A 13,147-nucleotide genomic window follows, 5' to 3' on the forward strand; every position below is an offset into this window, starting at 1 on the left:
GCTTACTTCGGCAAACCGTTAGGCAATAAATGCTCAGCACCTTGAGAAATCAGATCGCGTGCAACTGACAAACCAAGTGCCTCGGCATCTTCCAAACTTTTTACTGAGCCTTGAGCGCTAGCCAAGCAACTTGCAGTACCGTCTACGCTAGCAACAAAAGAGCGGATGTTCATGTGGTCTTTATCCCAAGTAGCATAGGCTGCTAAAGGAACTTCGCAAGAACCACCCAATTGACGTGACACCATACGCTCGGCAGTAACTGCGTAGAGAGTTGGCAAATCATTCAAGGGGGCAAGCCACTCTTTAATATTGGGATGTTTGCTGAGGGTTTCGATACCTAAAGCACCCTGCCCTGCGGCTGGAGTGTATGGGTCAATCGGTAACAGCGCACGGATACGACTCTCTAAACCAAGTCGCTTGAGACCTGCAGCAGCCAAAATAATGGCTTGATACTCACCGCGATCAAGCTTACCCATGCGGGTATCTAAATTGCCCCGCAGGGGTTGGATCACTAAATGTGGGAACTTGGATCTGAGTACTGACTCGCGTCGCAAGCTCGAAGTACCAACTACTGCACCCTTTGGCAAATCTTCGAGGCTAGCGAAGTCATTAGAAACAAATGCATCATGAGCATCTTCCCGCGCCATGACGCAGGACAAATCAAAGCCCTCTGGCATGACCATAGGGACATCTTTTAGGGAATGCACCGCCAAATCCGCCCGGCCGTCTTCCAGGGCCGTTTCAAGCTCTTTTACAAATAAGCCCTTGCCGCCTACTTTGGATAGGGCTTTATCGAGTATTTGATCGCCCCGGGTAGTCATTCCCAAGATCTGTACATCACAAGCTGGATAGAGCTTTTTGAGGCAATCCCGGACGTGTTCAGCCTGCCACATAGCGAGCCGGCTCTCACGGGAGGCGATTACTAGGCGCTGAGGGGTAGCGGATATAGGGGAGGTAGAGCTAGAAATGGGGGTTTGGGACATAACATTTAAAATAATCAAAGACCTACACCAATATACTGCGTTTATGAGCTCATCAAAAAATTCCCTTGCCAACAAAGCCCAAGCTTGGTCGGCCCGTTTTAACGAACCCGTTGACGAACTGGTACAGCGTTATACCGCTTCCATTGGCTTTGATCAACGCTTTGCCTTAGTCGATATCGCTGGATCCTTAGCCCACGCTGAGATGCTGGCTTCTCAAAAGATTATTAGCGCGCAAGATTTAGCAGATATCCAAAAGGGTATGGCTCAGATTAAAGGCGAAATCGAGGCCGGTGAATTTAACTGGCAACTTGCACTGGAAGATGTGCACCTCAATATCGAAGCCCGCCTCACTGAATTGGTCGGCGATGCTGGAAAGCGTCTTCATACCGGTCGTTCACGTAACGACCAAGTCGCTACGGATTTACGTCTTTGGTTACGTGGCAGCGTGGATCAAATTGCAGCCACCCTCAAAACTTTACGAATTGCCTTGCTGGATCTTGCAGAAACTCACTCTGCCACAATCATGCCTGGTCACACTCACTTGCAAGTAGCTCAGCCAATTACATTTGGCCATCACTTAATGGCTTATTACGAAATGTTTAGTCGTGATGCGAGTCGCTTGGCTGATTTACGCGCCCGCTTTAATCGTCTGCCGCTAGGTGCAGCTGCTTTAGCTGGAACGACCTACCCAATCGATCGCGAGCAAGTTGCCAAGACCCTAGGTTTTGATGGCATTTGCAATAACTCTCTTGATGCCGTATCTGATCGTGACTTTGCGATTGAATTCTGTGCCTTTGCATCTATCTTGATGATGCACGTGTCGCGCTTATCCGAAGAGCTTGTACTCTGGCTTAGCCCACGCTTTGGCTTCATTGATTTGCCAGATCGCTTCTGCACTGGTAGCTCCATCATGCCGCAGAAAAAGAATCCCGATGTACCTGAATTAGCTCGCGGCAAAACTGGCCGCGTATATGGCGACTTAATCTCTTTATTAACTTTAATGAAGAGTCAGCCATTGGCATACAACAAAGATAATCAGGAAGATAAAGAGCCTTTGTTTGATGCTGTTGATACCGTACAAGATACTTTGCGCATCTTCGCTGATATGGTTCCGCATATTCAAGTAAAAGCAGATGTGATGAAGGCTGCCGCTGAAGAAGGTTTTGCAACCGCAACTGACTTGGCTGATTACTTGGTTAAAAAAGGTTTAGCTTTCCGTGATGCCCATGAAGCCGTGGCTCATGCGGTGAAGGCCTGCGTTGGTCGCAACTGCATGCTTACCGACCTTACCCTTCCCGAGTTACGCTTTGCTTGTGGCTTAGATAATCGCCCTGAACTCATGGGTGACGATGTCTTTGCCCTACTGACTGTCGATGGCTCCGTAAATTCTCGTCAACATGCTGGTGGCACCGCCCCAGCACAAGTGCTTGCTGCAATTAAACGGGGTCGTGCAGATCTCTGAACTGCATGGGCTTTTGGGGAACACTTTCAACGGGAATTGACCGACTAAATCAATTCCTAGGCAAGATGGCTAGCATCATGATCTTGCTATCTTGTGTAGTGTCAGCCGTCAATGCCGTACTCCGCTATAGCTTAGACATCAGTAACAATTGGCCGCTGGAATTGCAGTGGTACCTCTTTGCGGCCGCAGTGATGCTGGGCGCTGCATACACCCTCAAGCGTAATGAACATGTACGAGTCGATTTAATTTACTCGCAGCTTTCTGATCGCGGACGTCTTTATGTTGATCTCTTTGGCTTGATTGTCTTTTTAATGCCAGCCTGCATCTTATTTGCCTGGCTATCTTGGACTACTTTGTTTTATCCCTCATGGTTAGTCTCAGAGCATTCACTCAACGCAGGCGGTTTGTCGCGTTACCCCATTAAATTTGTTGTGCCTTTTGGCTTCTTTATGCTGAGCCTTCAAGGTCTATCTGAAATTATTAAACGCATTGGTGCACTTAAAGGCAAAGCAACATTGCCAGCTGCCGATCTCCATTATGAAAAGCCCATGCAATGATTCCACTTGAATGGATGCCACCGCTGATGTTTGGCGGACTCATTGTCTTTATGTTGATCGGCTTTCCGGTAGCGTTCTCCTTGATGGCTGCAGGATTATTTTTTGCAGGCATTGCAATTGCTGAGAATTTCTTTGGCATGCCGTTTTTGCAAGCTATCCCGCAACGCATCTTTGGCAGCGTCCTCGCAAATGACTTACTTCTAGCAATCCCCTTCTTCACCTTCATGGGCGCCATCCTGGAGCGCTGCGGTCTTGCAGAAGAAATGCTGGACTCCATGGGCCAGCTCTTTGGACGCATTCGGGGCGGCCTTGGTTACTCAGTCATTATTGTGGGATTTATTCTGGGGGCGATCACTGGCACAGTAGCCGCTCAGGTGATCGCTATGGCGATGATCTCCCTACCCGTAATGATGCGCTACGGTTACAACATGCGCTACGCTACGGGCGTTTTAGCAGCTTCTGGGACCATTACCCAGCTAGTACCACCTTCGTTAGTGCTGATTGTGCTGGCTGACCAACTGAAAACCCAGAGCGGCAGCGCCGATGTGGGGAGTATGTACCTAGGGGCCTGGGGCCCCTCCCTCCTTCAAATTGCGCTTTTTGCCCTTTACACATTCTTCCTCTCCCGTTTTAGACCCGACTACCTACCAGCCACACCAGAAAACGAACTTACTTTAAAAGGCTGGGCACTCTGGAAAAAATGTCTCCTAGGGATCATTCCTTCAGCGGTGCTAATTTTCTTGGTGCTAGGAACCATCATGACGGGTATTGCGACCCCGACTGAGTCTGGCGCCATGGGTGCGATGGGCGCATTGATCTTGGCATGGATTCGTAGAGCAAGTATTCCCAATCTCAAGGGATTGATACAAGAGGCTTATCAAAACACGATGCGCATTACTGCGATGGTAGTCTTCATCCTCATTGGCTCCACCTGCTTCTCGGTTGTCTTTCAGGGCGTTGACGGCGGTCACTGGGTAGAAGAATTATTTTCCAATCTTCCAGGAGGATGGGTTGGATTCCTAGTGGTCGTAAATCTGTTTGTATTTTTCCTGGCATTCTTCTTAGACTTTTTTGAAATCGCCTTCATCGTTGTACCTATGTTGGCACCTGTCGCAGTCAAATTACTTGCACCAGTACTGCTCGCCTCCATGAATGGCAATCCTCAAGCTGCAGCCAGCGCGGCGCTAGTCTGGTTTGGCGTGATGCTTTGTGTGAATATGCAAACCTCATTTATGCATCCGCCATTCGGATTTGCACTGTTTTATCTCCGTGGAGTCGCGCCCAAAGAGGTGAAGAGTAGCGATATCTATTGGGGTGCACTACCTTGGGTAGCCCTGCAACTCATCATGGTGGTGGTGGTAGCGGCATTCCCGGCACTAGTTACCACTTTCTTAGATAAGCCTGCTGCAGTAATTCAGAGCCAAGACTTTAATTTCACCAGCGGTGATGAGACTAAATCGGAAGCACCTGTAAGCAAGGTGGATGAAGATGCACCAGTAGTCTTTCAGCTTGATAAACCAGGTAAATAAAAAACCACCCGCAGGTGGTTTTTTATTAAGTAGCTATTAATTACAAAGTGATATCCGGCTCTTGCCTTACACAATCAACGTAGTACTGACTGCGCCCATCAATATCGGCTTTAACTAGGCCGTGAATATCAGTTTCAAAGCCTGGGAATTGATCATTGAAATCACGCGCAAAGTAGAGGTAGTCAATGATGCGTTTATTGAAGCGTTCACCCGGGATGAGAAGCGGAATGCCGGGAGGATATGGAGTTACTAGCATTGCGGTAATGCGGTCTTCCAGTTGATCCAATGGAACACGATCTACTTTCTTATGCGCCATCTTGGCCCAAGCTTCTGAAGGCATCATTGCAGGCACCATGTCTGAGGTATACATCTCAGTAGTCATACGGGCAACGTTACGACTCTTATAGAACTCATGGATCTGCTGGCAGATATCTTTCAGGCCAACGCGCTCATAACGAGGATGCTTAGCAACGAACTCTGGCAATACTTTCCAGAGCGGAGCATTTTTATCAAAGTGATCCTTGAACTGTTGAAGCTCGGTCACTAAGGTATTCCAACGTCCCTTAGTAATGCCAATCGTGAACATGATGAAGAAAGAGTAAAGACCGCACTTCTCTACGATCACGCCATGCTCAGCTAAGTACTTAGTAACGATACTTGCTGGGATACCCATAGAGCCGAAGTTGCCTTCAATATCTAAACCAGGCGTTACTACTGTCGCTTTGATTGGATCGAGCATATTGAAGTCTTTGGCGACTTTACCGAAATCATGCCAGCTAGCATTGGGCTCAAGTATCCAATCTGAACGCTCGCCAATACCCTCTTCGGTCAAATGATCTGGACCCCAAACCTTGAACCACCAATCTGCGCCAAACTTATCATCAACTTCACGCATCGCCCGACGGAAATCCATCGCCTCGGCAATAGATTCTTCAACTAGCGTAGTGCCGCCAGGAGCCTCCATCATGGCAGCAGATACATCGCATGAAGCAATGATGGCGTACTGCGGACTGGTGGAGGTATGCATCAAATAGGCTTCATTGAAGCAGTCGCGGTCAAGCTTGTGCTCCTCCGCATCCTGCACCAATACCTGCGAAGCTTGAGAGAGTCCAGCCAATAACTTATGGGTTGATTGGGTAGCAAACATCAAACTCTTTTTGGTACGCTTACGATCTGCACCAATCGCATGCATATCTTTGTAGAAAGGATGGAATGCAGCGTGCGGCAACCAAGCCTCATCGAAATGCAGTGAATCTACTTTGCCGTCGAGCATATCTTTAATCATCTCGACGTTATAGATGATCCCATCATAGGTGCTTTGGGTGAGCGTCATTACGCGAGGTACTACGTTCTTGTCCTTAATGAAGGGGTTAGCATCAATTTTCTTCTTGATGTTTTTCCACTCAAACTCTTCCTTAGGAATCGGACCAATAATGCCCAGATGATTACGAGTTGGCATCAAGAAGATGGGGATCGCACCCATCATCGTGATCGAATGAATCACAGACTTATGGCAATTACGATCCACTAAGACGACGTCACCAGGGGCAACAGTCGAGTGCCAAACAATTTTGTTTGATGTAGAGGTGCCATTGGTTACGAAGAACAAATGGTCAGTATTAAAGATGCGCGCAGCATTGCGCTCACTTTGCAATACGGGGCCAGTGTGATCCAGTAGTTGACCCAACTCTTCCACTGCATTGCAAACGTCAGCACGAAGCATGTTCTCGCCAAAGAATTGATGGAACATGCGGCCCACTGGGCTCTTCAAAAAAGCGACACCGCCAGAGTGGCCCGGGCAATGCCAAGAGTAAGAGCCTTCAGAGGCGTAATTAGTTAAAGCGCGGAAGAATGGTGGAGCTAATGAATCCAGGTACACCTTTGCTTCACGAATAATGTGACGTGCCACAAACTCCGGCGTATCTTCATTCATATGAATGAAGCCGTGCAACTCACGCAAGATGTCATTTGGCATATGACGTGAAGTACGGGTCTCACCATACAAGAAGATTGGAATATCTTCATTACGCTTACGTACTTCAGTGATAAAGGCGCGCAAGTTATTTAATGCTGGCAAATCATGGTCTTCAGAGTCGGAAACAAACTCTTCGTCATCGATGGACACAATAAAGCTGGAAGCGCGGGAGGCCTGTTGCGCAAAGGATGTGAGGTCGCCGTAGCTAGTTAAGCCAATAACCTCCATGCCTTCGTTTTCAATGGCTTCCGCTAAGTCGCGAATACCCGAACCTGAAATATTTTCAGAGCGAAAGTCCTCATCAATAATGATGATTGGAAAACGAAATTTCATGAGTAGCCTTTAAATTCGCCAATACGGCGATTAAACAGATTAAGTCTTTGGCAGAGTGACGCCGACTTGGCCTTGATACTTGCCGCCACGATCTTTGTACGATGTACCGCATACTTCATCGCTTTCAAAGAACAGAACTTGTGCACATCCTTCGCCAGCATAAATCTTTGCAGGCAGTGGAGTTGTATTAGAAAACTCGAGTGTGACGTAACCTTCCCACTCAGGCTCGAATGGGGTGACGTTCACAATAATTCCACAGCGAGCATAGGTACTCTTACCGACGCACACTGTTAATACGCTACGAGGAATCTTGAAGTACTCAACTGTTCTTGCTAAGGCAAAAGAGTTTGGAGGAATGATGCAAACCGGACCCTTGAAATCAACGAATGATTGTTCATCGAAATTCTTAGGATCAACGATAGTGCTATTGATGTTCGTAAAAATCTTGAACTCATCAGCGCAACGAATGTCATAGCCATAGCTTGAAGTGCCATAGCTCACAATTTTTTGCCCGGCGGCATCTTGGCGGACCTGCCCAGGTTCAAATGGGCTGATCATGCCTTGCTCGCCCATGCGGCGGATCCAGTGGTCAGATTTAATAGTCATGGCCGAATTGTAAAACCATCGCAGGCCATATGCCCACGAATTTAAGAGGTAACAGGAGGGGAGGTAAAAATCACCCTCTCAGGGGCATTGAAGATCTCAAAATGCTTTCCGGAACAGCGGGATAGCAGGGTGAGATTGGTTTTGCGGGCAAGCTCGAGGCCCATTAAGGTCATACCGGAGCGAGTCATCAAGAAAGGGATGCCCATCTGAGCACCTTTAATCACCATCTCAGAGGTGAGACGCCCAGTAGTAAAGAAGATCAGGTCTTTGCCCGGCTTATCAGCCAGCCACATCAGACCAGAAATGGAGTCAACGGCATTGTGACGGCCAACATCCTCAATAAAATGCAGTAGACGGACATTGTTATTGCCATCCCGCTCAAAAACAGCGCAGGCATGAACGGAGCCTGATTTCTTATAGATAGTGTCGTGAACTCGAATGCTGTCGATGAGGGCCACTATTGCCTCTTGGGTTAATGGAGGGCCATCTGGCAATCTGATCTCCGCCATCTCCTCAATCAAGCCACCAAACATCGTGCCCTGCCCGCAACCTGTAGTCACTACCCGCTTACTGGTGAGAGCATCGATATCTACTGTGCTGCGATGGGTCTTCACAGCTGCAGAATCCGTCTCCCAGTCCACCTGGATACTCGCAATATCGTCTGGAGACTCTACTAGCCGCTGATTACGCAAATAGCCCAGCACCAAAGCCTCAGGAGCACTCCCCAAGGTCATCAAGGTAACCACCTCACGCTTATCCAGGTAAATCGTTAAAGGGCGCTCCCCGGGGATATGAGTTGTTTTGATGCGTCCTGCCTCATCCATGACCTGTACCTCGTGCACTAGGGGCACGGAAGCGTGAGACATCTGAATGTGGTGGGGCAAAGCCATAAAACGCCTCTTAAATAGGTTCAAATCGGTGTTAACTTTAACCGCAGACTAAAATTGGTGCTGAAGTTGAGGCCTAAGGCCCATAATCCTGTATTCCCATTTGTTGAAATTATTTCTATTTAAGACCGCATGAGTAGCCCCAAACGTCGCCTGCTAGTTACCTCCGCCTTGCCTTACGCCAATGGCCAGATTCATATTGGGCATTTGGTGGAATACGTCCAGACTGATATTTGGGTGCGCTTCCAAAGAATGCGTGGTCACGAAGTGCATTATGTTGGCGCTGATGACACCCATGGCACTCCGATTATGTTGCGCGCTGAAAAAGAGGGACTCACTCCCAAAGAACTCATCGCGAACGTTTGGAAAGAGCACAAGCGCGACTTTGATGATTTCTTAATCTCTTTCGATAACTACTACACCACAGATAGCCCTGAAAACGAAAAGCTCTCTCAAAGCATCTATCTCAAATTGCGCGATGCTGGCTTAATTGAAATGCGCTCTATTGAGCAAGCATACGATCCCGTTAAAGAGATGTTCTTGCCAGATCGTTTTATTAAAGGCGAATGTCCTAAGTGCGGCGCTAAAGATCAGTATGGCGACTCTTGCGAAAAGTGCGGAGCAACCTACTCCCCAACTGACTTAAAAAACCCATTCTCCGTAGTGAGTGGTGCAACACCCATTAAAAAAGTTTCCGACCATTACTTCTTTAAGTTATCCGATCCTCGCTGTGAGACTTTCTTGCGCGAGTGGACTCAAGTAAAAACGCCACTACAACCTGAAGCTCGTAACAAGATGAAGGAGTGGGTTGGACAGCCAGGAGATAGCAAGCTTGGTGACTGGGATATCTCCCGTGATGCACCCTACTTTGGCTTTGAAATCCCAGACGCACCTGGCAAATATTTCTATGTGTGGCTTGATGCACCGATTGGCTACTACGCCAGCTTCCTCAACTACTGCCAGAGCAAAGGCTTGGACTTTGAGGAATGGGTTAAGCCCGATACAACCACCGAGCAATATCACTTTATCGGTAAAGATATTCTGTATTTCCATACACTCTTTTGGCCAGCAACTCTGCACTTTGCAGGTTACCGCACACCAACCAATGTATTTGCTCACGGCTTCCTCACGGTAGATGGTGAGAAGATGAGCAAGTCACGTGGCACTCTCATTTCCGCACATAGCGTGATTGAGTCTGGATTCAATCCAGAATGGTTCCGCTACTACTTTGCAACCAAACTCAATGACAGCATGGAGGATTTAGATTTAAATCTTCAAGACTTTGTTGCACGAGTCAACAGTGATCTATTGGGTAAGTACATCAATATCGCAAGTCGAAGTGCTGGCTTCTTGGTGAAACGTTTTGGCGGCGTTGTTTCTGATGCAGCAATGCAAAACCCACTGCTTGCTGACATTGCATCCGCAAGTGAAAAAATTGCCGAGTTGTATGAAGCACGTGAATACGCAAAAGCATTGCGTACGATTATGGAGCTGGCAGATAAGGTCAATGCTTTCGTTGATGAAAACAAACCTTGGGAGATCGCTAAAGATCCGGAGCGTGAAGCTGACTTGCAACAAGTGTGCAGCGTCACCTTAGAGGCATTCCGTCTATTAAGCCTCTATCTCAAGCCAGTCTTGCCTCAAGTTACCGCTGGAGTTGAGGACTTCCTGTCGGTTCCAGCCATGACCTGGAATGACGTTAAAACGCCGCTCTCCAGCCAAAATCCGATCAAAGCCTATAAACACCTCATGACCCGTGTCGAGGCGCCTCAAATCGAGGCTTTATTGGCAGCAAACCTGTAAAAAAGACCTCAAAAAGGCGAATTTCTAGGAATTAGCCAAAAAGTCGGCAGGTTTGTAGGAAAAATCGTTAATAATGATGGGCTAGGCAGATCATTGCTACGCAGTAATTTTTGCAAGTTATTGAATTAATTAAGAATTTTAGGAAATATGATGGCTAGATATACATCCGAATTCACCCAGTTCTTAAATGAGCTCAAATCCGAGAAACCAGAGCTCGAAGCAGGTCAGCAAGCTGGTCGCGCCCTTCTTTGGGATAAAGAGCCTTTAACAACTGAAGATCAACGTCGCGCTAAGGCAGCCAAGTTAAAGCAGCGCGCTTACGTGTATTCGAATGACTAACTCAGGCATTTCCTTGGGATCTGAACCAAGCGTTCAAACCGAGTTGCTTGATAGCACTCCGTCGGTTACCGATGGAATGTCTTCAGCATTTGCGAAGTTATATGGTGAGCCATTATTTAAACTTCCAACAGACCTCTATATTCCACCTGATGCACTAGAAGTTTTTCTAGAAGCATTTGAAGGCCCTCTTGATCTCCTGCTTTATTTGATTCGTAAGCAGAATTTCAACGTCCTTGATATTCCAATGGCGCAGGTAACTCAACAGTACCTGAGCTACATCGACCAGATCCGCCATCACAACTTAGAACTTGCTGCAGAGTATCTATTGATGGCAGCCATGTTGATTGAGATTAAATCTCGCATGCTGCTACCAATGAAGAAGGCTGATAGTGATGAAGAGGTTGAAGATCCGCGCGCAGAACTGGTTCGCCGCCTCTTAGAATATGAGCGCATGAAGTTGGCCGCTCAAGAGCTAGATCAGATTCCACAGCAAGGGCGTGATTTTCAAATCGCTCATGGCTATGTTGATACGACTGTTGCCGTTACTTGGCCAGACGTTAATCAAGATGACTTACAAATGGCTTGGCGTGATGTACTGCATCGCGCAAAACTGAACCAACACCACACCATTACTCGCGAAGAGCTGTCCGTTCGTGACTTCATGACACGTATTTTGCGTCGCTTACAAAGCACTAAATTCGTAGAATTCAGTGAGTTATTTGAAGAAGCCATTAAATCCGGTAAAGGCATTCCAGTAGTGATCGTCAACTTCATTGCGATGTTAGAGCTCTCTCGCGAAGCTTTGGTTGAAATTACCCAGGCCGAGCCATACGCACCAATTTATGTGCGCCTCGCCTACACCCCTGTTGCATGAAAATAATTAGCGATATACAAGAGTTGCGCGACCACTTACGTGGCCAAAATCGTGCTTCCTTTGTGCCAACGATGGGTAACCTCCACGAAGGTCACCTATCACTCATGCGCCTAGCCAGACAGCACGGGGATCCAGTAGTAGCCAGTATCTTTGTTAACCGCCTCCAGTTTGGCCCAAACGAAGATTTTGATAGCTACCCTCGCACCATGCAGGCAGATATCGACAAGCTAGAAAAAGAAGGTGTGTATATCTTGTTTGCGCCAACTGAGCGCGACTTATACCCACAGCCACAAGAGTACAGAGTAGATCCACCACAGCAACTAGGTGACATCCTAGAGGGTGAGTTCCGCCCAGGATTCTTTAAGGGTGTTTGTACTGTTGTACTGAAGCTTCTGTCCTGTGTGCAACCCAAAGTGGCTGTTTTTGGAAAAAAAGATTATCAACAACTGATGATCATTCGTCAGATGGCAAAGCAATTCGCTCTCCCAGTTGAAATTATCCCGGGCGAAACAGTGCGCGCAGAAGATGGGCTTGCTCTATCGTCTCGTAATGGCTACCTCTCCACTGAAGAGCGTGCAGAGGCACCTGAATTGCAGAAAGCTTTGAGGGATGTTCGCGCACGCGTTCTTGATTTGAATGAGCGCAATACGCATTCACTCATTGAGATTGAAAAGATTGCAGTAGATCTTCTAACTAGCCGCGGCTGGCAACCGGATTACATTGCCATACGTCAGCAATGCGATTTAGCGCCAGCCTCCAACGAAAGCCTAAAAGCTGGCGAGCCGTTAGTCATTTTGACAGCTGCCAAGCTCGGTAAAACGCGTTTGATTGATAACCTAGAAATCTAGTTTCTAGGTTTATGGCTTTACAGCGCAAAGAACTGACCGACTTCCAAGCTCAACTCTTTAGCCAATTCAGCACCGGTAACTTTCCCTGCGGCACCTTTTGCCTTGAGGACTTCAATCTGCCCACCATGGCAAGCAACGAAGAATGAATCCAAAGTAATTTGCGTGATTTCGCCAGGCTTACCCTTAACCGATCCGAAGGTAGCTGCTACATGCTTGTGGCAATCGTAAATTTGTACCTTTTGCTCACCAAACTTAGTCCAAGCACCAGGCGCAGGATTGCATGCGCGTATTAGGTTATAGATTTGAGTAATGTGAGTAGCCCAGTGAATTTGAGCGGCATTCGCATCAAACCAACCTTCATAATTCGCCTGTGACTCATCTTGAACTATCTCCTGATGCTTGTTAGCAACCACGAGATCCGCAGCCTCTAATAGCGCTTTCACACCAACCGGGAATAAGTGATCGAAATACACCTTACCCAAAGTATCGTCAGGGCCAATAGCAACTTCTTTTTGCAAAATGACTTCGCCCTCATCCAAACCATCGGATGGGCGGAAGATAGTTAGACCTGTTTTCTCTTCACCCAAAGCGATCGCCCAATTAATGGCGCTAGGGCCACGGTACTTCGGCAATAAGGATGGGTGATATTGAATGGTTCCATGCTTTGGAATTTTGCAAAGTTCTTGCGGTACAAACTGGATGACGTAGGCCATGACGCAAATATCAGCCTTACTATCAATCATCGCTTGCGCTGCTTCGGAGCCTTTGAGTGAGGCAAATTGCAAGGGGGTTAAGCCTCTTGCAATCGCCGCCTCTTTCAGCACCTCAGGCTTGCTAGATTTAGGATTATCTGGCGGACAAAAAACAGCAACGACCTCATCACCACGATCTAAAAAAGCTTCTAATGCCGCCTTACCAAAATCTGCACTCCCAATCAGCGCAACACGCATC

12 protein-coding genes are annotated in these 13,147 nt (G+C 47.5%); 7 read left to right on the forward strand and 5 right to left on the reverse strand.

The features are described from left to right. Window positions 1-2 precede the first annotated feature (2 nt). A complete protein-coding gene (gene hemC, locus ICN16_RS07045; protein WP_216136056.1) occupies window positions 3-983 on the reverse strand; it encodes a hydroxymethylbilane synthase in 981 nt (326 codons plus the stop codon). A 43-nt stretch (window positions 984-1,026) separates the two neighbouring features. On the opposite strand from hemC, the gene argH reads away from it, so the two are divergent. From argH to ICN16_RS07060, 3 genes are read left to right on the forward strand one after another with little or no spacing between them, the layout of a single operon-like run. Continuing rightward, on the forward strand, window positions 1,027-2,445 hold the full coding sequence (argH, locus tag ICN16_RS07050) for an argininosuccinate lyase (protein WP_216136058.1): 1,419 nt from the start codon (window positions 1,027-1,029) through the stop codon (window positions 2,443-2,445). A 5-nt stretch (window positions 2,446-2,450) separates the two neighbouring features. Continuing rightward, window positions 2,451-3,002 carry a TRAP transporter small permease subunit gene (locus tag ICN16_RS07055; RefSeq protein WP_216136060.1) on the forward strand — a complete coding sequence of 184 codons (552 nt, stop codon included), beginning with the start codon at window positions 2,451-2,453 and terminating at the stop codon, window positions 3,000-3,002. After that, entirely contained in the window at window positions 2,999-4,531 is a 1,533-nt protein-coding gene (locus ICN16_RS07060) for a TRAP transporter large permease subunit (protein WP_216136061.1), read from the forward strand. The genes ICN16_RS07055 and ICN16_RS07060 overlap by 4 nt, the downstream gene beginning before the upstream one ends. Before the next feature lie 40 nt (window positions 4,532-4,571). Here ICN16_RS07060 and ICN16_RS07065 read toward each other — a convergent pair whose 3' ends face one another. Genes ICN16_RS07065 through ICN16_RS07075 form a run of 3 tightly spaced genes read right to left on the reverse strand, consistent with a single transcriptional unit; the run spans window position 4,572 to window position 8,329 of the window. Beyond that, complete coding sequence (locus ICN16_RS07065) at window positions 4,572-6,839, reverse strand: arginine/lysine/ornithine decarboxylase (RefSeq protein WP_216136062.1); 2,268 nt, start codon at window positions 6,837-6,839, stop codon at window positions 4,572-4,574. Between the two features lie 39 nt (window positions 6,840-6,878). After that, on the reverse strand, window positions 6,879-7,445 hold the full coding sequence (gene dcd / locus ICN16_RS07070; protein WP_041484826.1) for a dCTP deaminase: 567 nt from the start codon (window positions 7,443-7,445) through the stop codon (window positions 6,879-6,881). A gap of 41 nt (window positions 7,446-7,486) precedes the next feature. Continuing rightward, window positions 7,487-8,329, reverse strand: coding sequence for a formate dehydrogenase accessory sulfurtransferase FdhD (locus tag ICN16_RS07075; protein WP_216136850.1), 843 nt, complete (start codon window positions 8,327-8,329; stop codon window positions 7,487-7,489). Between the two features lie 135 nt (window positions 8,330-8,464). Between ICN16_RS07075 and metG the strand changes: the two genes are divergently transcribed. From metG to panC, 4 genes are all read left to right on the forward strand, one after another. Beyond that, entirely contained in the window at window positions 8,465-10,135 is a 1,671-nt protein-coding gene (metG, locus tag ICN16_RS07080; RefSeq protein ID WP_216136064.1) for a methionine--tRNA ligase, read from the forward strand. A gap of 150 nt (window positions 10,136-10,285) precedes the next feature. After that, complete coding sequence (locus ICN16_RS07085) at window positions 10,286-10,474, forward strand: DUF3460 family protein (protein ID WP_215299638.1); 189 nt, start codon at window positions 10,286-10,288, stop codon at window positions 10,472-10,474. Then, window positions 10,467-11,348, forward strand: coding sequence for a ScpA family protein (locus ICN16_RS07090; protein ID WP_216136066.1), 882 nt, complete (start codon window positions 10,467-10,469; stop codon window positions 11,346-11,348). Before ICN16_RS07085 ends, ICN16_RS07090 begins: the two co-directional genes overlap by 8 nt. Then, complete coding sequence (gene panC, locus ICN16_RS07095) at window positions 11,345-12,196, forward strand: pantoate--beta-alanine ligase (RefSeq protein ID WP_216136068.1); 852 nt, start codon at window positions 11,345-11,347, stop codon at window positions 12,194-12,196. Before ICN16_RS07090 ends, panC begins: the two co-directional genes overlap by 4 nt. A gap of 17 nt (window positions 12,197-12,213) precedes the next feature. On the opposite strand, the gene ICN16_RS07100 is transcribed toward panC, so the two are convergent. Then, window positions 12,214-13,146 (reverse strand): methionyl-tRNA formyltransferase, encoded by a 933-nt coding sequence (locus ICN16_RS07100; protein ID WP_216136071.1) that lies wholly within the window; start codon window positions 13,144-13,146, stop codon window positions 12,214-12,216. Window position 13,147 lies beyond the last annotated feature (1 nt).

The sequence above is a fragment of the Polynucleobacter sp. es-MAR-4 genome, assembly GCF_018882055.1.
In the GTDB taxonomy this organism is placed as follows: Bacteria; Pseudomonadota; Gammaproteobacteria; order Burkholderiales; family Burkholderiaceae; genus Polynucleobacter.

Excerpts from the sequence above, each read along its gene's own strand:
- panC (WP_216136068.1), top strand. The coding sequence starts at position 11,345 with ATGAAAATAATTAGCGATATACAAGAGTTGCGCGACCACTTACGTGGC.
- ICN16_RS07100 (WP_216136071.1), bottom strand. The coding sequence starts at position 13,146 with ATGCGTGTTGCGCTGATTGGGAGTGCAGATTTTGGTAAGGCGGCATTA.
- ICN16_RS07055 (WP_216136060.1), top strand. The coding sequence starts at position 2,451 with ATGGGCTTTTGGGGAACACTTTCAACGGGAATTGACCGACTAAATCAA.
- argH (WP_216136058.1), top strand. The coding sequence starts at position 1,027 with ATGAGCTCATCAAAAAATTCCCTTGCCAACAAAGCCCAAGCTTGGTCG.
- ICN16_RS07090 (WP_216136066.1), top strand. The coding sequence starts at position 10,467 with ATGACTAACTCAGGCATTTCCTTGGGATCTGAACCAAGCGTTCAAACC.
- ICN16_RS07065 (WP_216136062.1), bottom strand. The coding sequence starts at position 6,839 with ATGAAATTTCGTTTTCCAATCATCATTATTGATGAGGACTTTCGCTCT.
- dcd (WP_041484826.1), bottom strand. The coding sequence starts at position 7,445 with ATGACTATTAAATCTGACCACTGGATCCGCCGCATGGGCGAGCAAGGC.
- ICN16_RS07060 (WP_216136061.1), top strand. The coding sequence starts at position 2,999 with ATGATTCCACTTGAATGGATGCCACCGCTGATGTTTGGCGGACTCATT.
- metG (WP_216136064.1), top strand. The coding sequence starts at position 8,465 with ATGAGTAGCCCCAAACGTCGCCTGCTAGTTACCTCCGCCTTGCCTTAC.
- hemC (WP_216136056.1), bottom strand. The coding sequence starts at position 983 with ATGTCCCAAACCCCCATTTCTAGCTCTACCTCCCCTATATCCGCTACC.
- ICN16_RS07085 (WP_215299638.1), top strand. The coding sequence starts at position 10,286 with ATGGCTAGATATACATCCGAATTCACCCAGTTCTTAAATGAGCTCAAA.